General features: G+C 67.2%; 17 protein-coding genes. 7 read left to right on the top strand and 10 right to left on the bottom strand.

Features of this window, described 5'->3' with window-relative positions; genetic code table 11:
* Positions 1-92 precede the first annotated feature (92 nt).
* Positions 93-1,697: an EAL domain-containing protein gene (locus tag HWX03_RS20850; RefSeq protein ID WP_175872517.1), complete on the top strand. Its 1,605-nt coding sequence runs from the start codon at positions 93-95 to the stop codon at positions 1,695-1,697.
* 18 nt (positions 1,698-1,715) lie between these two features.
* On the opposite strand, the gene HWX03_RS20845 is transcribed toward HWX03_RS20850, so the two are convergent.
* Positions 1,716-2,075, bottom strand: coding sequence for a hypothetical protein (locus HWX03_RS20845; RefSeq protein ID WP_244132733.1), 360 nt, complete (start codon positions 2,073-2,075; stop codon positions 1,716-1,718).
* A gap of 262 nt (positions 2,076-2,337) precedes the next feature.
* On the opposite strand from HWX03_RS20845, the gene kdgT reads away from it, so the two are divergent.
* The 5 genes from kdgT (at position 2,338) to HWX03_RS20820 (ending at position 7,962) form a co-directional block, all read left to right on the top strand.
* The gene (kdgT, locus tag HWX03_RS20840; protein ID WP_175872515.1) at positions 2,338-3,357 is read left to right on the top strand and encodes a 2-keto-3-deoxygluconate transporter; all 1,020 of its coding nucleotides are present in this window, start codon (positions 2,338-2,340) and stop codon (positions 3,355-3,357) included.
* A gap of 196 nt (positions 3,358-3,553) precedes the next feature.
* Complete coding sequence (locus tag HWX03_RS20835; protein ID WP_244132707.1) at positions 3,554-3,793, top strand: hypothetical protein; 240 nt, start codon at positions 3,554-3,556, stop codon at positions 3,791-3,793.
* 79 nt (positions 3,794-3,872) lie between these two features.
* The gene (locus HWX03_RS20830) at positions 3,873-6,257 is read left to right on the top strand and encodes a DNA polymerase II (RefSeq protein WP_175872513.1); all 2,385 of its coding nucleotides are present in this window, start codon (positions 3,873-3,875) and stop codon (positions 6,255-6,257) included.
* Positions 6,258-6,408: 151 nt separating this feature from the next.
* Positions 6,409-6,732 carry a DUF4148 domain-containing protein gene (locus HWX03_RS20825; protein ID WP_175872512.1) on the top strand — a complete coding sequence of 108 codons (324 nt, stop codon included), beginning with the start codon at positions 6,409-6,411 and terminating at the stop codon, positions 6,730-6,732.
* 108 nt (positions 6,733-6,840) lie between these two features.
* Positions 6,841-7,962 carry a J domain-containing protein gene (locus HWX03_RS20820; RefSeq protein WP_175872511.1) on the top strand — a complete coding sequence of 374 codons (1,122 nt, stop codon included), beginning with the start codon at positions 6,841-6,843 and terminating at the stop codon, positions 7,960-7,962.
* A gap of 55 nt (positions 7,963-8,017) precedes the next feature.
* On the opposite strand, the gene HWX03_RS37250 is transcribed toward HWX03_RS20820, so the two are convergent.
* From HWX03_RS37250 to HWX03_RS20780, 9 genes are all read right to left on the bottom strand, one after another.
* Positions 8,018-8,140 carry a hypothetical protein gene (locus HWX03_RS37250; protein WP_279612237.1) on the bottom strand — a complete coding sequence of 41 codons (123 nt, stop codon included), beginning with the start codon at positions 8,138-8,140 and terminating at the stop codon, positions 8,018-8,020.
* A gap of 21 nt (positions 8,141-8,161) precedes the next feature.
* A complete protein-coding gene (locus HWX03_RS20815) occupies positions 8,162-13,651 on the bottom strand; it encodes an AAA domain-containing protein (RefSeq protein ID WP_175872510.1) in 5,490 nt (1,829 codons plus the stop codon).
* A complete protein-coding gene (locus tag HWX03_RS20810) occupies positions 13,648-14,844 on the bottom strand; it encodes a M48 family metalloprotease (protein WP_175872509.1) in 1,197 nt (398 codons plus the stop codon). The genes HWX03_RS20815 and HWX03_RS20810 overlap by 4 nt, the downstream gene beginning before the upstream one ends.
* 146 nt (positions 14,845-14,990) lie before the next feature.
* Positions 14,991-15,896, bottom strand: coding sequence for a LysR family transcriptional regulator (locus HWX03_RS20805; protein ID WP_175872508.1), 906 nt, complete (start codon positions 15,894-15,896; stop codon positions 14,991-14,993).
* Positions 15,897-15,975: 79 nt separating this feature from the next.
* Positions 15,976-17,220 (bottom strand): acyl-CoA dehydrogenase family protein, encoded by a 1,245-nt coding sequence (locus HWX03_RS20800; RefSeq protein WP_175872507.1) that lies wholly within the window; start codon positions 17,218-17,220, stop codon positions 15,976-15,978.
* A 39-nt stretch (positions 17,221-17,259) separates the two neighbouring features.
* Complete coding sequence (locus tag HWX03_RS20795) at positions 17,260-18,018, bottom strand: glucose 1-dehydrogenase (RefSeq protein ID WP_174385537.1); 759 nt, start codon at positions 18,016-18,018, stop codon at positions 17,260-17,262.
* A 7-nt stretch (positions 18,019-18,025) separates the two neighbouring features.
* Positions 18,026-18,790: an SDR family oxidoreductase gene (locus HWX03_RS20790; protein ID WP_175872506.1), complete on the bottom strand. Its 765-nt coding sequence runs from the start codon at positions 18,788-18,790 to the stop codon at positions 18,026-18,028.
* 69 nt (positions 18,791-18,859) lie between these two features.
* Positions 18,860-19,891: a phosphotransferase gene (locus HWX03_RS20785; protein ID WP_175872505.1), complete on the bottom strand. Its 1,032-nt coding sequence runs from the start codon at positions 19,889-19,891 to the stop codon at positions 18,860-18,862.
* Between the two features lie 19 nt (positions 19,892-19,910).
* Positions 19,911-20,585 (bottom strand): histidine phosphatase family protein, encoded by a 675-nt coding sequence (locus HWX03_RS20780; protein ID WP_175872504.1) that lies wholly within the window; start codon positions 20,583-20,585, stop codon positions 19,911-19,913.
* Positions 20,586-20,780: 195 nt separating this feature from the next.
* Between HWX03_RS20780 and HWX03_RS20775 the strand changes: the two genes are divergently transcribed.
* Positions 20,781-20,936: a DUF3309 family protein gene (locus tag HWX03_RS20775; RefSeq protein WP_011881216.1), complete on the top strand. Its 156-nt coding sequence runs from the start codon at positions 20,781-20,783 to the stop codon at positions 20,934-20,936.
* Positions 20,937-20,960: the final 24 nt, after the last annotated feature.

Raw genomic sequence — 20,960 nt, 5'->3', positions numbered from 1 at the left:
GCGTCCCGAAACCGGCGCGCGAGCCGCATGGCCCGAATCAGGCATGCGGCATGCGCACCGTTGGCGCATCGACCGGTTCGACTTGCCACGCCATGCGTACAACACCAAAGGCAATCGCGGGACTATGGGCGCTCACGCCCGGCTCGAAGCCCCTTTTCCACCGCAGCGGCGCGTGGCCGCGCGTCGTCTTTTTCGCCGCCGTGATCATTTGCGTGCTCGTGCCCGCGTTCGCGATCATGCTGGCCGACCGCTACGCGCGCGATGCCGTCACCGCGCATGAACGCGTCGTGGCAAACGACATCGTAACCTCCGTGGACCGCATCCTGGACGGCGTTCGCCTCCGGCACGCGGACGAGCTGACCGCACTCGTCGGGCGGCCCTGCGCGACGGTATTCCGGACGCTGGCCGAAGTGGGCACTCGCCTGCGCTATCTGCGCGCGGTCGGGCTGGTGAACGACGGCCGCCTGATGTGCTCGTCGGCGCTCGGTTCGATCGACCTGCCGCTCGCCGCGTATGCGCGCGAGCCCGAACCGGGCTCGATGACCGTCACGCTGCTGCGCCAGACGCCGTTCCAGCGTGGCATTCCGGTGCTGTCCGTATTCCGCGCCACCGCGCGCGGCGCGGGCGTCCTGTATGTGATCGAAGGCGACTACGTGGCCGACGCGCTCGCCCACGGCACCGGCAACGGAGCGGAAACGGCCACGCTGTCGATCGCGGGTTCGGGCCGTCTCGACCAGCACGGGAAGTTCGCGCCGGAAACGGACGCAGGCCCCGCGGGCGGCAGCACGATTGCTTCGCAGCGCTGGCCGTTCACGGTGTCGGTCATCGCATCGGCGCGCTACGCGTCACAGGTCCAGCGCCACTACCGGCTGATCTGCGTGACGATCGTACTGCTGGCCGATAGCCTCGTGATGGCCGCCTACCTGCTCGCGATGGCGCCGCGGCGGCTGTTGCTGAAGGCCGTACGCCACGCGCTCAGGCGCAACGAGTTCCATGTCGTGTACCAGCCGATCGTCGACGTGCAGACGCGCGGGACGGTCGGCGTCGAAGCGCTGCTGCGCTGGCACCATCCGAAGTGGGGGGCCATCAGCCCGGCCGTGTTCATCCCGGAGGTGGAATCGAGCACGGTGCTGCCGAAGGTCACCGAATTCGTGCTGCGCACGGCGGTGTCCGAACTGACCGCGCTGACGCCGTCCGCGCCGCTGCGCATCGCCGTGAACATTGCGCCGCAGGACCTCGAGCGTGCGCGGTTCGTGGCCGTCGTCGAGGAAGTGATCCGCGCGCTGCCGCCCGGCTTCACGCTGGTGCTCGAAGTCACCGAGCGCATCCTGCTCGAGAAGAACGCCCGAACCACCGAGATCTTCCAGGCGCTGCGATCGAAAGGCGCGAAGTTCGCGATCGACGATTTCGGCACGCATCACAGCAATCTCGACATGCTGTCGCGCTTTCCGTTCGACTACGTGAAGATCGATCGACAGTTCGTCGCGCAACTGGACAGCGGCAGCGCGAGGCTGATCGAGGGGATCGCGGCCGTCGCGCATCACTACGGCCTGAAGATCATCGCGGAAGGCGTGGAGACCGAGGCGCAGCATCGTGCGCTGCATACGGTCGGGATCCAGTACGCGCAGGGCTACCTGTACCAGCGGCCGCTGCGCGCGGAGAACCTGCAGCACGATTTCGCATCGGCGACGGTGTAGCGGCGCCGCCGACGGCGACTACTGCGCGCCGTATTGACCGCCGAGGCGCACGCGGCCCTGCTCGATCCATCCTTCGAAGTCGTCGCCGGTCTTGCCGTTCACGTACATGATGTTGTACCAGCGCCCGTGCGACTTGTAGACGGTCACCGAATCGCCGGGAACGATGAAGGTCCGCTTCGTCATGCACTGCGCGTCGGGCGCGGAATAGAAATACGCGCGCCCCGTGCCGATGACCGTGCCGGACGCCGGCGGCCGGAAGTTGTCGTCCGGGCCGCTCGTGGCCGCGTCGAGCTTTCCGCAATCGACCGCGCTTTTTGCGTGCGCGCCGTTCGCGCCCAGGCTTGCGCCGAGCACCAGCATCGCGATGCCCATGCGCATCGTCATTTTGATCTGCCTCATTCGTTCTCTACGCCGTATCGTTTTTTCGGTTTGCCGGTTCTCGGCCGGCACACGCTCAATCCTGCGCGACCGTCGTCACTTCGACTCGTCGCTTCGGCTCGTCGCTACGACGCCGGCCGCTTCCGGATGATAAGACTACCGTCGAAATTCACAAAAACGGACCGCCGTTCCGAATCGTGTCCTATAGTCAGTCAGCAGACATCATTCGACAACGGGACGCATCGACGTCCACGGAGGAGACGTGAAGCTGAAACAGGCCATCGACCGCATTCCGGGCGGGCTCATGCTGGTCCCGATGCTGCTGGGTGCATGCGTGCATACGTTCGCCCCGAACGCCGGGAAGTACTTCGGCTCGTTCACCAACGGCCTGATCGCCGGCACGGTGCCGATCCTCGCCGTCTGGTTCTTCTGCATGGGCGCGACGATCGACCTGCGCGCGACAGGTGTCGTGCTGCGCAAATCGGGCACGCTGCTCGCGACGAAGATCGTGGTCGCGTGGCTCGCGACGGTGATCGCCGCGCAGTTCATCCCCGACGACGGCATCCGCACGGGCCTCTTCGCGGGCCTATCGCTGCTCGCGATCACGACGTCGATGGACATGACCAACGGCGGCCTCTATGCGGCCGTGATGCAGCAATACGGCAGCAAGGAAGAGGCTGGCGCGTTCGTGTTGATGTCGATCGAATCGGGGCCGCTCGTCAGCATGCTGATTCTCGGCGCGGCCGGCGTCGCGGTGTTCGAGACGCGGCTCTTCGTCGGCGCGGTGCTGCCGTTCCTGATCGGCTTCACGCTCGGCAATCTCGATGTGGAGCTGCGCGAACTATTCGGGCGCTGCGTGCATCCGCTGATTCCGTTCTTCGGTTTCGCGCTCGGCAACGGCATCGATCTCAACGTGATCGCGACGAGCGGGCTGCCGGGCATCGCGCTCGGGCTCGCGGTGATCGTCATGACGGGCGTGCCGTTGATTCTCGCCGACAAGTTTCTGGGCGGCGGCAACGGGACGGCCGGACTTGCCGCGTCGTCGACGGCCGGCGCCGCGGTCGCGAACCCGGCGATCATCGGCGAGATGATTCCGAAGTTCAAACCGATGGTGCCGGCGGCGACGGCGATCGTCGCGACCGCATGCCTCGTGACGGCGATTCTCGTGCCGATATTGACGGCGATGTGGGCGAAGCGGGCAGCCAGGGCGTCAGGGGTGCCGGTGAGGGTCGCGGCGCGAGCGGCGCATGGTGGGGCGATCGAGCATGAGGGGCATGTTTGAGGGGTGCCGGTTCGAGTCAGGCCTCAGGCATTGAACATCTCTGGCGTCTGCTAGACGGGGTACTGCAAGCGCCTCCCTTTATGTAGGCTCCGGAATCCGGCTCACGTCGCCCGAGCCAGCGTTTTCCGGAGCGCGTTCCATGCCCACTGCCGTCCTGCTGTGCGCAAGCCATTCGCACCTCTACCCGGGCAGCATCGTGACGCTCGACAACGACGCGCCGCGCACCGCAAAGCCGCACCCCGCCGTGATCGAATTCGCCGACGGCTCCGGCGCCACCGCGACACTTTCCCGCGTCGGTGACGATACCCTTGAACTCGCGGTAGACGAATACGTCACGCAGAAGCGCCACGCGATCGGCGCGCGCCGCTGGTTGCTGCGGTCGATCGATGCGGCCCGCACGGGATGGCGCATCGCACAACGGCTTCCTGCCACCTGATGCCATAGAACCGCCACCGGCGCGAACCGCTTCCAGGCGCTAAAATCCGCCGCCTGGGCATCCACGACGAGCAAGCGTTTTGACGGCGTTCGAGCAGGGCTTCATCCTTACCCGCCACTGGCGGGACACCGCATCCGGCATCGAGATCGAGTTCTGGCTGGCAACCGAACACGGTCCGCGCCGCGTGCGGTTGCGCCCGCAGGAAGCCGTCGCCTTCATCCCGGCCGAACAGCAGGCGCTTGCCGAACGCACGCTGGCCGGCGAGCGCGACGCCGAGCTGCGCCCGCTCGCGCTGCGCGACTTCCGGCAGCGCCCGGTCGTCGGCCTCTATTGCAAGCGCTATCGCCATCTGTCCGGTCTCCAGAAGCGGCTCTCCGCCGCCGGCGTCGACGTCTACGAAGCCGACGTGCAGCCGCCCGACCGCTACGCGATGGAGCGCTTCATCACCGCATGCGTCGAGTTTCGCGGCCAGCCCGGCCGCGACGGCACGCTCACCGGCGGCGAGCTGAAGCCCGCGACCGGTTACCGCCCCGCGCTGCGCTGCGTGTCGCTCGACATCGAAACCAGCGTCCACGGCGAGCTGTACTCGATCGCGCTCGAAGGCTGCGGGCAGCGCCAGGTCTACATGCTCGGCCCGCCGAACGGTGACGAAAGCGGCAGCGCAGGCACCCCGGACTTCGACCTCGACTACTGCGACAGCCGGCCCGCGATGCTCGCCCGGCTCAACGACTGGTTCGACGAACACGATCCCGACGCGGTGATCGGCTGGAACCTCGTGCAGTTCGACCTGCGCATCCTGCATGCGCACGCGGAGCAATACGGCGTGCCGCTGAAGCTCGGGCGCGGCGGCAGCGTGCTCGACTGGCGCGCGCACGGCCAGCAGCCCGACCACTTCTTCGCGGGCGCGGCGGGCCGGCTGATCCTCGACGGCATCGACATGCTGAAATCCGCGACGTGGACCTTCCCGTCGTTCAGCCTCGAATATGTGTCGCAGTCGCTGCTCGGCGAAGGCAAGTCGATCGACAACCCGTACCAGCGGATGGACGAGATCCAGCGCCGCTTCGATCACGACAAGCCCGCGCTCGCGCGCTACAACCTGAAGGACTGCGAGCTCGTCACGCGCATCTTCGACAAGGCCGACCTGCTGTCCTTCGCGCTGGAACGCGCGAGCGTCACGGGCCTCGCGGCCGATCGCACCGGCGGCTCGGTCGCGGCGTTCACGCACCTGTACCTGCCGCGCATGCACCGGCTCGGCTATGTCGCGCCGAACCTCGGCGACGTGACGGGGCAGAACAGCCCCGGCGGCTTCGTGATGGATTCGCGCCCCGGGCTGTACGACTCGGTGCTCGTGTTCGACTACAAGAGCCTCTATCCGTCGATCATCCGCACGTTCCTGATCGACCCGGTCGGCCTGATCGAAGGGCTCGCGCACCCCGCCGACGACGCATCGGTGCCCGGTTTTCTCGGTGCGCGCTTCTCGCGCACCGCGCACTGCCTGCCCGATATCGTGCGCCGCGTGGGGGAAGGCCGCGACGACGCGAAGCGGCAGCGCAACGCACCGCTGTCGCAGGCGCTGAAGATCATCATGAATTCGTTCTACGGCGTGCTCGGCTCGACGGGCTGCCGCTTCTTCGACCCGCGCCTCGCGTCGTCGATCACGATGCGTGGCCACGAGATCATGCATCGCACGCGCAAACTGATCGAAGCTCAGGGATACGAAGTGATTTACGGCGATACCGACTCGACGTTCGTGTGGCTCGGCCGCGCGCATGACGACGACGAAGCCGGCGCCAAGGGCCGCGCGCTCGTCGAGCACGTGAATCGCTGGTGGCACGCCCACCTGCGCGAACAGTTCGGGCTCGACAGCGCGTTGGAGCTGCAATACGAGCGGCATTATCGCCGCTTCCTGATGCCGACCGTGCGCGGCGCGGAAGAAGGCAGCAAGAAGCGCTATGCGGGGCTCGCGGCGACGGCCGACGGCGGCGAGGATCTCGTGTTCAAGGGGCTCGAAACGGTACGCACCGACTGGACGCCGCTCGCGCAGCAGTTTCAGCGCGAGTTGTACCGGCGCGTGTTCAGCCGCGAACCGTATCAGGATTTCATTCGCGACTACGTGCGGCGCACGCTGGCCGGTGAATTCGACGACCAGCTCGTCTACCGCAAGCGCGTGCGCCGGCCGCTGCGCGAATACGAGCGCAACGTACCGCCGCACGTGCGCGCGGCGCGCATCGCCGATGAGTTCAACCACGCGCAGGGCCGGCCGCTGCAGTACCAGCGCGGCGGCTGGATCAGCTACGTGATGACGACGGCCGGCCCCGAGCCGCTCGAGACGATGCGTTCGCCGATCGACTATGCGTTCTACCTGAGCCGCCAGCTTCAGCCTGTCGCCGATGCGATCCTGCCGTTCCTGCGCGACGATTTCGAACGCGTGATCTCCGGACAGGGGCAGTTGTTCGGCGACTGACGGAAGGGCGGCATCTTTCACTCTCGCTCATTCCGGAACACAGCTCGCCAGGAATCGCCGTTTATCCGGCCGGTCCGGGTTCCTAAACTTGTCTCGTCGGTTCAGCCACGCGAATTCGCGCCGAACCGCAACGAAATCGTCCGAGGAAACCGTGAAATCCGTCGTCGTCACCATCGCCATTGCCGCCGCTACCGCCACCGTTCTTCTTGCCGCCCCGACCGTTTCCTACGCGCAGTCGTCGCACTCGACGCTCACCCGCGCGCAAGTGCGCCAGGAGCTGCTCGATCTCGAATCGGTCGGCTACAACCCGTCGATCGGCGACGGCGACAACTATCCGGACGACATCGTCGCCGCGCAGGAACGCCTGACCGCGAAGCGCGTCGCCGAACACAGGAACGCCGCAGCGGCCTACGGATCGAACGGCGCACCGGGCTCGGATTCCGGCGCGCCGGCCGTGCCCGCCGTGAAGCGCTGACGCGCCGCCTGTCGCTGCGGGCGGCGAATGTCCTCCAGGCTTCTCGCGGGACATCCGGCTAAAATACCGGCCTGCCGCGCGTCCCGCCGCGGCCGGAGGACATCCATCATGACCGCACGTCGCGGTGCCGCGGTCGCCATCGCGCCCGGCCACGAGACAGCCAGCCTGTCGAAAGCCCAGCAAACGTTCAATACGCTCGTCAAGCAGATCGAGACGCGGCGCGAGCGGCTCGGCGCGTGGGACGCCGTGATGCCGGCGTTCCAGAAGAAGTTCGTCGACGGGCTGTTGCCGCTCGAACAGGAAGCGACGGCGCTGCGCATCCAGCTGATCCATCTGCTCGACGACGCGTTCCTGCAGAAGGGCCTGAGCAAGGCCGAGCAGCGCACGCTGTCCGAGTTGATCGCCGATATGGCGGGTGATTTGCTGAACGTGAGCGACGACGTGACGCTGAAGGTCATCTACAACCGGCATGCCGCGTCCGGCGACGGCGGCCACGCAGCGGCCGATCTCGAACCGACGAAGCTGGAACAGGAACCCGAGCCCGAACCGCCAGAAGATCTCGACTCGCTGTCGCCCGACGAACTCGCAGAACGCATGCAGGCCGAACTCGACGCCCAGTTCGAGCGCGACATGGCCGCCCACGCGGCCCGCGAGGCTCAGCGCGCGAAGCGCAAGAAAGCACCGAAGCAATCGGCCGCACAGGCCCGGATCGAAGCCGAGCAGGCCGAATCGAGCAAGTCGATCCGCGAGATCTATCGCAAGCTCGCCAGCGCCTTGCATCCCGACCGCGAAACCGATCCGCAGGAGCAGCAACGCAAAACCGTGCTGATGCAGCGGGTCAACCGCGCCTACGAGAAGGGCAACCTGCTGCAGCTGCTGGAACTCCAACTGGAAATCGAACAGATCGACCGGCGTGCGATCGACGGCCTCGGCGAAGCGCGGCTCACGCGCTACAACGGCATCCTGGAGGAACAGCTGCGCGAACTCAATCAGGAGATCGTGCACGTCGAGAACGACTTCAGGCGCACGTACGGCATCGCGTCGTCCACCAAGGTCGCGCCCGATACCGTGCTGCGCATGCTTGCGCGCGATATCGCCGGCATGCAGCGCAGCAACCAGGACCTGACCGTCGCGCTGCGCGAGTTCGAGGATCCGGATCAGGTCAGGAGCTGGCTGAAGGACCTGAAGCGCCGGCCGGCGTCGTCACGCTTCGACGACGATTCGTTCTGACGGAACGGCGGCAAGCACCTGCGCGCCGCCGCCGTCCCCGTTCACCCGACCCGCGTCACGTCTCGTGCCCCGAGATCGGCCCCGCTTTGCGGGTCGAGTTGAACACGCGGTCGATCCACGCAAGAAACGTCGAGTGCGCGAAATCCGACCACTGCTGCGTGCGGAGCCCCTTCATCACCGGCGTATCGGCTGCCGGCCGTCACCCGGCCGGGTCTTCGACATAGCCCTTGCGCAGTTTCTCCGCCACCAGCTTGTCCATCTCGCGCTGCGCACGTTCGACGGTTTCGAATTGCTTGAGGTTGGCTTGCCCGGCCGATCCGATCCGACCGTACGTCACGCTCAGCTCCGTACCCCGCAGGCTGGCGCGCCAGAACTTGCTGGAGGCGCCCTGCTCGAATCGCAGCGAGCGCACGCGTTCCGTCGGCACGCCGGCGGCCGCCACGGCCTCCGTCTGCGCAGGTGCCGCTCTCGGCGCCGACGCCTGAACAGCCGGCATCGGTAATTCGATTTCCTGATCGAGTGCTCGATCTTCGCCATCAGCGAGCATGGCCTCGATGCGTGCCAGCACCGCGGCCGCGTCGTCCAGCCAGTCCTTCCCGGGGATGTCCAGCACGCGCCAGCCGAAGCCGCGCAGGATGCCGGGCCGGAATACGTAGCGCTCCGCCGTATCGGCCACGGCATGGTCCGGGTTGTCGAGCAGGATGGCGAGCGCGTAATCCCGCTTCGACGAATCGACGATCGCCAGATCGCAGCGGAATTGCGAACGCCCAATGTCGATATCGACTTGGTGACCGCGCGCGCGCAGCGCTTCGGCCAGTGCATCGCGAATGGCGTCAGGCGATGTCCGCCGCGTGAACGCCTCGCGCGCGCCCTGATTCAGCGCACCGAGCACCGCCTGCGCACGGTCGAACTGACCCGTGGCGCTGGCCTGCGCAAATTGCAGGAATGCCCGCAGCGCGGCCGCGCCGTCGTTGTGCACGTTGGTGATCGCATCGGCTTGAATCGTCGAGACCACGGCCATCCGGTGCCTGGCGCGGCTGAAGATGACGTTCAGACGCTTCTCGCCGCCACGCTGGTTGATCGGCCCGAAATTCATCAGCATCCGGCCGTCCGGGCCCGGTGCGTAGCAGATGCTGAGGATGATCACATCGCGCTCGTCACCCTGGACGTTTTCCAGGTTCTTGACGAACAGGCCGTTGAACTGGTCATCGTCCTCGCGCACGTACTCGCGCTCGAGCCGCGCGGCGAAATCGGCGTCTTCGGCCGCCAGCGCCTCCAGCGCGGCTTCGATCGCGCTCTGCTGCGCCTCGGAGAACGCGACGATGCCCAGGCTCAGGCCCGTTTCCCGGCGCAGCATCTCGCGTACGAGCGACGCGATATAGCGCGCTTCAGGCACGTTGCTCCGCTCGACGTACACGCCGTCGTCGAGCCGGTGGAAACTGATCGGCCGAGCGAGCAGCGCATCGGCGCCCACGATGCCGGCATCGTCCTGACTCGATCGTACCGACCACCCGTCCTCGTCGGCGCGCTCCAGCATGCGATCGGGAATCGTCACCAGACGACCGTCGTAGAACGCCGCATTGGAGAAGCTGATCAACGCTTCGTGCCGGCTGCGGTAATGCCACGCCAGCAGCGTCGCGGGCAGATTGCGCGCCGCCTGATTCAACAGGCTGTCGGAATCGAGATTGATGGCGATACGCTCGCCCTCTTCCTCGATCACGATCTCGTCCTCGCCTTCCGTGCCCGCTGCCGTGAAAAAGCTCGTGGGCGGCAGCTGCATCTCGTCGCCGACCACCACGACCTGGCGGGCGCGGCTGAGCGCCGGCACGGATTCCTCGGTGGGAATCTGGCTGGCCTCGTCGAAGATCACCACGTCGAACAGGTCGGGCGACAGCGGCAGCGTGTCGGATACGGACAGCGGACTCATCAGCCAGATCGGCTTCAGGTCGTTGACGACCATGCCCGTTTCGTCATCGGCGAGATCGCGGATCGAACGGTGGCGCATGCTCTTGCCGAATTCGTGTTCGAGCTCGCGCCGCCCGGTTGCGTAGCGCTTCTTGAAGGTCTTGCCATCGGCATCGAGTTGCGTGGCCGATAGCGACGACTGGCGCACGTGGTCGGCAAACTGCCGATGCAACGTCGCGCTCACGACCTGGGCATTCACGGTCAGCAATTCGCGCTGGATCCGGGCCGCAGCACGCGCAGCCTGCGCGAGCGCCACGCCGCCGAATCGCGCGAGCACCGGATTCTCGCGCTCCAGGCGGCGCAACGCCTCGTCGGCAATCAGCGCCTCCAGCTCCGCGGGCGCGAGGTCGACGGACTGCAGCGTCGCCGCATAGGCGGGGTCGGCCGCGTGGACCGCACGCAACAGCGGCAGCAAGTCAGGCAGGTCGTCCAGCCCCTCCCGAAGATCGCGCAGCGCTTCGGCGATTTCGGCCAGCGACACGTCATCGTCCATGACCAGGTTGTCGCGGATACGGCGCTCGAGCTTGTCGAGCGCCTCGCGCGCGCCGGCATCGATACGCGCGGCAGCAAGCGGATCGACTGCCTGACGCAGATGCGCGATCCGCGCGCGCAGATCGCCGTCCGACGCAAGACGTGCCTCCAGCTCGGCCAGCGCGCGCAGGAACGCGCCCATTTCGCTCACGCCGTAGCGCTTGCGGCAATCGACATCGGCTGCGTCGAGTGCGGCGGCCGCCGCCTGCTCGGCGGCAAGCTGCTCCAGCACCTTGACGTAGCCGGGATGCACCGCATGCTGCGCGAAGTCGTAGCGACGCCGGAGCTCGCCGCGCAACCGCCACCATGCCGGCTGCAGCCATCGCATCGCGGACGCCTCGAACCGGCGCGCGAGTGCGAGCGCGGACGTGGTGTCGCCCGGCGACAGCTTGTCCCGCCAGTGCACGGTGGCAGCCTGCGCGGCCGTCAGCGCGTCCGCGTGCGCGGACAACGCGTCGCGGACTTCCCGCAATGCCGTCTGCGCGGACGACGCCGGATCGAGCACGTCGAGATGCGCAGCGAGCCCGGTGTCGATCAGCCACTGGCAGTCGGCGGCGATCGCGCATGCACGCGACAGCGCCGTATCGTGTCCGATCGACGCCACCGTGCTGTCGAGCACCGGATCGAGTGCATTGAACAGCGCGTCGGCGTCCTGGCACAGCTGCTCGGCCCGCCCGAATGCCCGCTCGTCGGCCAGCAGCGCCGCAGACAGCCGTGCGAAGGGTTGCGAAGCCAGGCTGTTCGCGCCGAACCGTTCGCGCATCGCACGATGCACGCGCTGGGTCAGTTCGCCATGCCGGTCCCATACGGCCAGCGCCGGCAAGCGCTCGCGCAACGCGAAGCCGACGTCCGGCACGACCGGCAGCGCGGCCAGCCGGCGCAGCAAGGTGCGCACGCTGGCACCCAGCGCGTCGGGCGCCGCCGCCATCGCCGCTTCGAATGCATCGATGCGTCGCTGCTGTACGTCGAGCGCATCGATCAGCGCCGCCCGCCGTGCGTGCAGCGCTTCGCTGTCGTGCGGTTGGGCGATCCATCGCTCGTAACAGATCTTCAGATCGGCGATGAACGCCTTCTTGTCCGACTGCGAATCGTGGATGAGGCAACACAGCGCGTCCAGCCCGCTCTGCTTGAGCCGGTGGAACACCACGTCCAGCGCCGCGCGCTTTTCGCACACGAACAGCACACGCTTGCCGCGCCCCGCGTAATCCGCGATGAGGTTGGTGATGGTCTGCGACTTGCCGGTGCCGGGCGGCCCCTGAATGATGAAGCTGCGCTGGCCGCGCGCCAGGCTCACCGACGCATTCTGGGTCGCGTCGGAAGCCACCACGTTCCACTGCTCGCCTGCCGGCAGCGGCGCCGCCGCGGACGTTTCCACCTCGCGCGGCTCGATCGAGAACACCCGGTCGAACGCGGGATTCACACTGGTCTCGTCGAGCAGTTGCGCGTAGTCGCGCACCAGCGACATCTTCCTGTAGTTGAAATTGGCCAGCGTGACCTGCGTCAGGTCGAGATCCCACGCGTAGCGATGCCCGTCGGATTCCTGCAGCACGTAACCCTGCCGCTCGTCGACGGCCTCCGCCGCGGCGTCGGCCATCTGCGGCCGACGCAGGCTGGCGTCAGGCGCGGCACCGGCCTCGAAACGTTGCGGCAGCTCGCTCGGCCGCACCCACTCCTCGAACAACGCGCGGCCGAGCGGCCGGTAATCGTCCTGCGCATAGCGGAACGAAGGCAGCCGGCTGCCGTGCGAACCGCCTGCACCCGCGGCGGGCTTGCGCCGTCGGTATTGCTGCATGCGCTGCTGTGCCTTCTGGCGCACCAGTCGAACGGACGCCTTGTCGACGAGCCGAAGCTCGACCGACGGTTCCGAACGCCGGATCTGCGCCAGGATATCCGCATGAATCTCGGCCAGCGTGATCTTGCCCAGGTCGACCGTCTCGGGCAACCGGATATCGTAGAGCTGGCTCAGGTGGTGCCGCAGCACCGGATTGAATTCGGCGTCGCCGCCGGTGCACTGGATCATGTACTGATCGCGCACGCCCTTGCGCTTGACGAGTTCGACCGGCAACCAGAGCAGCGGCGACACGACGCGCTCGTCGGGTGCCTCCTTCAGGTTGTGCCAGCGCAGGAACGCGACCACGAGACGCAGGTTGCTGAAGCCGAATTCGGCCCGTTCGCGGCGCGTATCGGCGATCAGCCGGTCCAGCGATGCGGGCAGGTACGGTTGATCGTCGAATCGCAACCATTGCTGCAGCGGCACGGCCTTGCCGGCCACGAGGTCGGCCGCGAACGGTCCGCCCCACGTGCAGATGTGCTCCGGGCGCACGCTTTCGATCTGCAGCATCAGCGGCACGCTGGCCACGGTGAGGTTGACGGTCGCCGCGGTGGGGCGGAAATGCAGCAGCCGGTTGCGACGCGACAAATCGAACAGCCGGTCGCGAAGGTGCGTCAGCACTGCACCGCGGCGCGACGCCGCGCCTGTCGCGCCGGCCAGCGCACGCTCGACGTCCACGCCGAGCGGCTGCTCGCGCCAGGTGCGCAGGCGCATCGCGAGTGCAGCCACGTCGGTCGCGCGGTCATGACGGTTCACTTCCGTCATTTCGACGATCGCCGCCGCAACGATCGGATGCAGCCGGTCGTGAAGCACGAACAGATTGCGTCGATGCTCGACGAACGCGCGCAGGTCGCCTTCGGTGTCGAAATTCAGCCCGCATGCGAGGCTGGCCAGCACCATCCCCAGCATGAACACGTCGGTGATCTCGTCGTGATGGCCGATGAATCGCTCCCAGCTCGCGTAACCGGGCAAATAGACCGGGCGCTCGACCGGCGCCGCCGCGTCAAGCTGCAATGCCAGATCGGTCTGACTATGATGGCCGTCGGGCGTGTGGTCCAGCTGCAGCGCGCCGACGATGTTCAGGCCCGACGCAGGGTGCGGCTGCACGCGGTGCACCGCGCCGACATCCATCTGCGGCGTTTCGCCGTCCGGGCGTCGCAGCGCCAGCCCACCCCCTTCGTCGATCACGATGCTGTCCGTGTCGAGCGCCGCCACCTTGCCCTGCGCATGCAGTTCCGCAACCTGCCCGAATAGCGGCAGCACCAGCACGAGCACGTCGTCAGTCGACAATGCCGCGCCGGCCTGCGCGGCAATCAGCGTACGCAGCGTGCGCGGCGCACCGTCGGCGATCCTGTCGTTCATGCGTCCTTCTCCTCGGCCAGTTGCCGCTTGTAGCGTTCGAGTTCGCGCTTGCCGAGGCCCGCGTCGCGCCGGAGGTTGAGCTGCAATGCATCGAGACTGCCGAGCGCCCGCGCAACCTGCCCGGCGCGCAGCAACGCCACGTCGCGCTGATCGGGGTCCGCCAAGGCAAGATCCATCATCAGTGCGTTCAGGTAGCTGCGCACGCTGTCGTCGATACCTGCAGCGTCGAATGCGTCCGGGCCGGCGACGGGTTCGTCCTCACGCCAGTCCGGAAACAGCATGCGTACCTGCGCCAGCACGGCATCGCTGGCCAGCGACGCGCCATCGAGGTAATGCGCAAGAAACCCGCGCGTCAGTGCCTGCAGACGCGCCTGGCTCGGCAGGTCGAGCCGCTCCAGCGAAAGCGGGCCGTGCAGGCGCGTGTCGATCCAGCTGTCGAGGCTTGCCTCGCCGTCCCACCACAACGCAAGGGCACGGGCACGGATGAAAGTCTCGGGGTGGCTCAATGCCGCGCTGGCACCCGATTCGTTCGATTCGATCTCGGCGGCCTGGCGCAGATAAGCCGCGGCATCCACCGTGCTGATGCCCGTCTGCACCTTCACGAGGGTCGAAACGGCGGGCGCCACCGCACCGGCCGCCAACGCGCCGCCCCGATCGGCAAAGAGTTCGGTGTGCAACGCATAACGCCGAAACGTCTCGCGATGGCTGTCGGCTCCGCCGGGAGCGGCCACCGCATCGCTAAGGATCCGGTCCGCCGTCAGGAACCGGCCGTCGTCGAGCGACCACAGCAGATAGTGGGCGAGCTCGTGCCCGAGGATCGCCAGCAGTTCCGGCGGCGCCAGCCGCTCCAGGACGGGACCCTGCAACAGGATGTGAATCTCGCCCGGTACGAATACGAGCGACGCATTCATCTGGGTGCCCGGTGACTGATAGAGCGTGGCCGGCACGTCGACGATCCCGAGCCGCTCCATCGCCAGCGCCAGGGCGGCATGGACATCGCCATGCGCATCGGCGTCGATCCGGTAGGTTTCGCGCAGCAACGAAGCGCGCAGCGATTCGAGCTGTTCGGCATGCGTCGTGCGCTCGCCGGTCCAGCGCCAGACCTCTGGCTCGTGCCGGCGCAAATAGTCGGCCACGGCTTGGTGGTACGCGAGCGGCGCCAGCGCGCCGCGATTCGGGGCGTGAAAGTCCATGCGAGGCCCTCCGGTAGGGAAGTACCGATTCTACCGACGGAATACGTCGCCGCAACTGTCGAAATGCGCCCCATCGAGGGCGGCCGCTCAGGACGGCGCGCGCGGCTGATCGAGACGACGGCGACGATCACCTGCGCGGCATTCCCTCACCGCACCTCGCCCATCCCGCCCATCAGCGTCATCAACTGCTCGCGCAGCCACTGGCTGCCCTGATCCTGATCGGCGCTGCGATGCCAGTAGCAGAAGTAGTCGAGCCCCGGCATCTCGAACGGCAGTTCGAGGATGCGCGCCGGATAGCGTTGCAGCAGCCGCAGCGGCGCCGTCAACGCGAGATCGCCGCGCATCGCGATCAGCGGCGCGACCATGTAGTGCTGCACGCGCATCTGGATGTTGCGGCGCAGCCCGAGCCGCGTCAGTTCCGCGTCGACGTGCCCGCTGCCCTTGCGGCGGCTCGATACGTGGATGTGGCCCATCGACAGGTAGTCGTCCATGGTCAGCGTGTCGCCCCTGAACGGGTGATCGTCGCGGATCATGCACGCGTAGCGGTCTTGCACGAGCAGCGCCTGGTGCAGGTGCGGATCGCCGATCAGCGGCGCGTCGATCGCGATGTCGACCGAGCCGTTCGCGAGCGCGGTCGCGACTTCGCGGCGATCCATCGTGTAGCTGCGCACGTGCATGCCGGGCGCATGCGTCTGCAGCAGTTCGCCGAGCGCCGGCAGCAGCAGCGCTTCGGTCAGGTCGCTCATGCTGAGCCGGAATACGCGCGCCGACGAAGCCGGATCGAACACGTCGCCTTCGTGCGCGCTCGAATCGAGCAGTTGCAGCGCCTCGCGCACACGGCCGACGATGTTCTCGGCCATCGGCGTCGGCATCATCCCGGCCGGCGTGCTGACGAACAGCGGATCGTTCAGCGTCTTGCGCAGCCGCGCCAGCGCGTTGCTGACGGCCGGCTGCGTGAGGTTCAGCACCTCGGCCGCGCGCGTCAGGTTGCGCTTGTTGTAGATCGCCTCGAATACGACGAACAGGTTCAGATCAATCTTCGAAAGGCGCATCGCCGGATCTCCTTGCCGGCATCTTAATACGGCGTGCGTCTCTCGTTCGCCCACGTCGCGCTCCCGCGTGGCGCCCCGCTCAGCCGCGCGGCGGCGGCGTCAGGTACGGCGCGGTCGCACCGGGCTCGCCGTCCTTGATCTCCATCCGCGCGATCGCCTGCAGGTGCACCTCGTCCGGGCCGTCGGCGAAGCGCAGCGCGCGGCCCCAGGTCCACAGGTCGGCCAGCGGCGTATCCGGGCTCAAGCCCGCTGCGCCGAATACCTGCATCGCGCGGTCGCACACGTCCGTATAGACCGTCGGCACGAGCGCCTTGATCATCGAGATTTCCTTGCGCGCGGCCTTCGCGCCGACCTTGTCGATCATCCACGCGGCCTTCAGCACCAGCAGGCGCGCCTGGTCGATCTCGATGCGCGAGCGCGCGATCCATTCGCCGACGGTGCCGTGCCGGTTCAGCGGCTTGCCGAACGCGACGCGCGACTGCGCGCGGTCGACCATCAGCTCCAGCGCCAGCTCGGCCGCGCCGATCGAACGCATGCAGTGGTGGATACGGCCCGGCCCGAGGCGCGCCTGCGCAAGCGCAAAGCCGCTGCCTTCCTCGCCGAGCAGGTTGCGCGCCGGCACGCGCACGTTGTCGAACGTGATCTCGCAGTGCCCTTCGGGCGCGTAGTGATTGACCACCGTGATGTTGCGCACGATCGTCACGCCCGGCGTGTCGCGCGGCACGAGGATCATGCTCTGCTGCTGGTGCGATTCGGCATCGGGATCGGTCTTGCCCATCACGATGAAGATCTGGCAGTTCGGATGCGCGGCGTTCGTGATGAACCACTTGCGGCCGTTGATCACGTACTCGTCGCCCGCGCGCTCGATACGCGTCGTGATGTTGGTCGCATCCGACGACGCGACGTCGGGCTCCGTCATCGCGAACGCCGAGCGGATCTCGCCGCGCAGCAGCGGCAGCAGCCACTGCTCGCGCTGCTCGGGCGTCGCGAACAGGTGCAGCAGCTCCATGTTGCCGGTGTCCGGCGCGTTGCAGTTGAATACTTCCGACGCCCAGTTCACACGCCCCATGATCTCGGCGAGCGGCGCGTATTCGAGGTTCGTCAGGCCCGTGCCGGGCTCGTCGTCCTTCAGGTGCGGCAGGAACAGGTTCCACAGTCCTTCCGCTTTCGCGCGCTCCTTCAGTTCCTCCATGAACGACACCGGATACCGGCCCGCGTGCACTTCGTCGTTCCACTGGCGGATGCGCGGCACGATGTGCGCATCCATGAAGGCGCGCACGCGTTCGCGCAATGCTTCCACTTTCGGGGTGTAGCCAAAGTCCATGATCGACTCCTCGAGATTCCGTGTTTCCGTTCGTTCGGTTCAGAAGGCCGAGACGCCGCCGTCGACGGCGACGGCCTGCCCGGTCAGATAGGTGTTGTCCTTCGCGCACAGCATCAGCATCGTCGCGACGATTTCGTCGGGGCGGCCGAGCCGCTTCATCGGCGAGCCCTGCGCCAGAAAATCCTGGCGGTCGCCGATCTCGCTGTCGGTGACCATCGGCGTCGTGCTGTAGAACGGGCACACCGCGTTCACGCGAATGCCGTGGCGCGCGTATTCGAGCGCGGCCGTCTTCGTGAGCCCGACCACCGCATGCTTCGACGCCGCATACGCGGCCAGCTTCGGCGCGCCGCCGAGCCCGGCCATCGACGCGACGTTCAGGATCACGCCTTCGCGCTGCGCGAGCATCTGGCGGATCTGGTGTTTCATCCCGAAGAACACGCCTTTCGCGTTCACCGCGAAGCTCAGGTCGAGATCGGCTTCGTCGGTGTCGATCAGCGCCTTCATCGGCGGGGCGATGCCCGCATTGTTGATGCCGACGTCGAGCCGCCCGAAGCGCGCGACGGCTTCATGCACCAGCGCAGCGACGTCCGTTTCGACGCGCACGTCGCAGCGCTGCGCGATCACGTCGGCGCCGGCCGCGCGCAGCGGCGCGGCCACGCGTTCGAGCGCGTCGCCGTTCAGGTCGCCGAGCGCGAGCCGCGCGCCCATCGCGGCGAGTTCGCTCGCGAGCAGCGCGCCGAAGCCGCTCGCGGCGCCGGTGATCATCACGGCCTGGCCGGCGTAGCTGTCGAGTTTCATCGCGCGCTCAGATCGTCAGGCCGCCGTCGACGACGATGCATTCGCCGTTCGTGTAGCTCGCCGCGTCCGACACGAGATACAGCACGGTGCCGGCCATTTCGCGCGGCTCCGCGTGGCGGCGCAGCGGGATCTTCGCCTTCCACGTCTCGTAGATGTCCTTGTCAGCGAACAGCGCGCCCGCGAACTTCGTCTTCGTGAGCCCCGGCAGCAGCGCATTCACACGGATGCCGAGCGGCCCGCACTCCTTCGCGAACGCCTTCGTCATGTTGACGACGGCCGCCTTCGTGATCGAGTAGATGCCTTGCCGGTCGCCCGGTTGCAACGCATTCACCGACGCCGTGTTGACGATCGCACCGCCGCCGTGCGTCCTCATCAGCTTGCCGGCCTCGACCGACATGAAGAAGTAGCCGCGGATGTTCACGTCGACGGTCTTCTCGTACGCGGCGAGATCGGTATCGAGGATGTGCCCGAAATACGGGTTCGCGGCGGCGTTGTTCACGAGGATGTCTAGTCGGCCGTGCTTGCCGCGGATATGCTCGAACGTCGCGGCGATGTCCTCCAGGCGCCCGACGTGGCACGCCAGCGCCTCGGCGCGGCCGCCCGCCGCGACGATCGCGTCGGCCACGGCCTGGCAGTCGTCGAGCTTGCGGCTCGACACGATCACGTGCGCGCCCTGCTCCGCGAGCAGCTTCGCGATTTCCTCGCCGATGCCGCGGCTCGCGCCCGTCACCAGTGCGATCTTGCCCGTCAGGTCGAACAGATTCGTTGCCATGTTGCTGTGCTCCTCCATTGATTGAGTTGTCGTGTCGCCGCGCGGCGATCGTGGCGCTTCGCGGCGATGTCAGCGATGCGCGTCGATCACGCCGACGGCCAGCTCGGCCAGCCGGCCGGCCATTTCGCCGACGCGCAGCGCCTGCTCGCTCGATGCGTTGCCCTGCAGCGCGCGCGCCTTCACGCCCTGCGCGATCGCCGCGAGCCGGAAGAAACTGAATGCGAGGTAGAAATGCCAGTCGCGGATCGGCTCGATCCCGCGCAGTTCGCAGTAGCGCGCGACGATCGCCGCTTCGTCGGGAATACCGAGTTCGGCACGATCCTGGCCCGCGAGCCCGCGCACCTGCCCGCCGGACGGCAGCCGCAGGCACATGCAGAAATACGCGAGATCGGCGAGCGGGTTGCCGAGCGTCGACAGTTCCCAGTCGAGCACGGCCTGCACGCGAAAACCGTCGCGCGCGAACATCAGGTTGTCGATCCGGAAATCGCCGTGCACCAGCGCCGGCCGGCCCGTGTCCTCGGGGCATGCTTTCGGCAACCAGTCGATCAGCGTCTCCATCGCGTCGAGACGCCCGGTTTCGGCCGCGCGATACTGCTTCGTCCACACACCGATCTGGCGTTCGAAGTAGTTGCCGGGGCGACCGTAGCCGGCGAGGCCCACCGCGTCGACATCGACGTCGTGCAGCGCGGCCATCGTCTGCAGCAGCGCGTCGTAGCACGTCGCGCGCTCGGCCTTCGGCAGCTCCGGCAGCGCGGGATCCCAGAAGATCCGGCCATCCTCGAAACTCATCACGTAGAACAGGCTGCCGATCACGTCGCGGTCTTCGCAGAGGTGATACGGATGCGCGACCGGCACCGCGGTGCCCGACAGCGCGCTCAGCACGCGGAATTCGCGGTCGACCGCGTGCGCGGATTTCAGCAGTTCGCCCGGCGGCTGGCGGCGCAGCACGTAGCGGCCGCTCTTCGCATTCAGCAGGAAAGTCGGATTCGACTGGCCGCCGGCAAACTTCTCCATGTCGACCGGGCCTTCGAAGCCCGGCACGTGCGTTTCCAGATAGCGCGTGAGGCGGGCTACGTCGAGTGGCTGGGAAGGGTTCGTCATCGTCGCGATCGTTCGTGGGTCAGCCGTAGGTTCGCAGCGCGTGTCGTTCGGGATCCTCCAGATGCGGGATGCCGTTGAACGACGCGAGGTGGAACGCGTCGGCGTTGAAGAAAAACTGCGAAAGACTGCTGTTGCGGATCTGCAGGTTCAGCGCGATCGCGCTCGACGGCGGCGCCGCGAGCACCTGCTGCACGGTGACCGCGATCGGGCCGCCGGAGCTCACCGCCAGCACGCGCTGGCCGCCACCATGGCGGATCGCGGCGCGGGCGTCGGCCACGCGCTGCTGGAAATTGGCCCAGGTTTCGGGGGCCGCATCGCCGAGCTTGTCCTCGGTCCACAGCTGCAGCACCTGCCGGAGCGCGCGGAAATGTTCCTTCATCGAGCCGGCCGCGAGCCGCGCGATCTCCGGGTAATCGCTGGCGGCTGCCGCGAACAGCCCATGGAAATCGTATTCGTTCAGGCCCGGATGGCGGTCGACCGCGACGCCTTCGCGCCCCATTCCGCGCAGGATCGCGGCGACCGTCTGCGCATGGCGGTTCATCGTGCCGCAGATCACGCGGTCGAACGTCAGGCCCTGCCGCGCGAAGTATTCGCCGAGCCAGACGCCCTGCTGGTCGCCGGCCGCGGAAAGCCGGTCGTAGTCGTCCGTGCCGAACGACGCCTGCCCGTGCCGTACCAGAAAGAGTTCAGCCATTGCCTGCCCGCCTGAGGGAAACCGAAGGTCCAGCATAGCGACCGGGCCTGCATTTTTGAAATTTATTTTCTGAATCAGTCAGTATTCATCGCATGAATTACACGAATTCAAACAATGCGCTTTCACCGGCACCCGCGTCGCGGCACGCGAATTGCGCCAGCGCAGACCGTGTCGAATAAATCCAGGAGGGATGCGATGCTCGGTACGATCCTTATCATCGTTCTGATTCTGCTGCTCATCGGGGCATTTCCGGCGTGGCCGCACAGCCGAAGCTGGGGCTACTGGCCATCGGGCTCGGTCGGGCTGATCGTCGTCATTGTCGTGATACTGGTGCTGCTGGGTCGCATTTGAACGTAACGGCGCGTGCCCGGTGAA

Source organism: Burkholderia sp. BCC0397 (assembly GCF_902832865.1).
GTDB lineage: Bacteria > Pseudomonadota > Gammaproteobacteria > Burkholderiales > Burkholderiaceae > Burkholderia.
The sequence above is the reverse complement of the archived record's forward strand: the minus strand, read 5'-3'. Positions and strand labels throughout refer to the sequence as shown.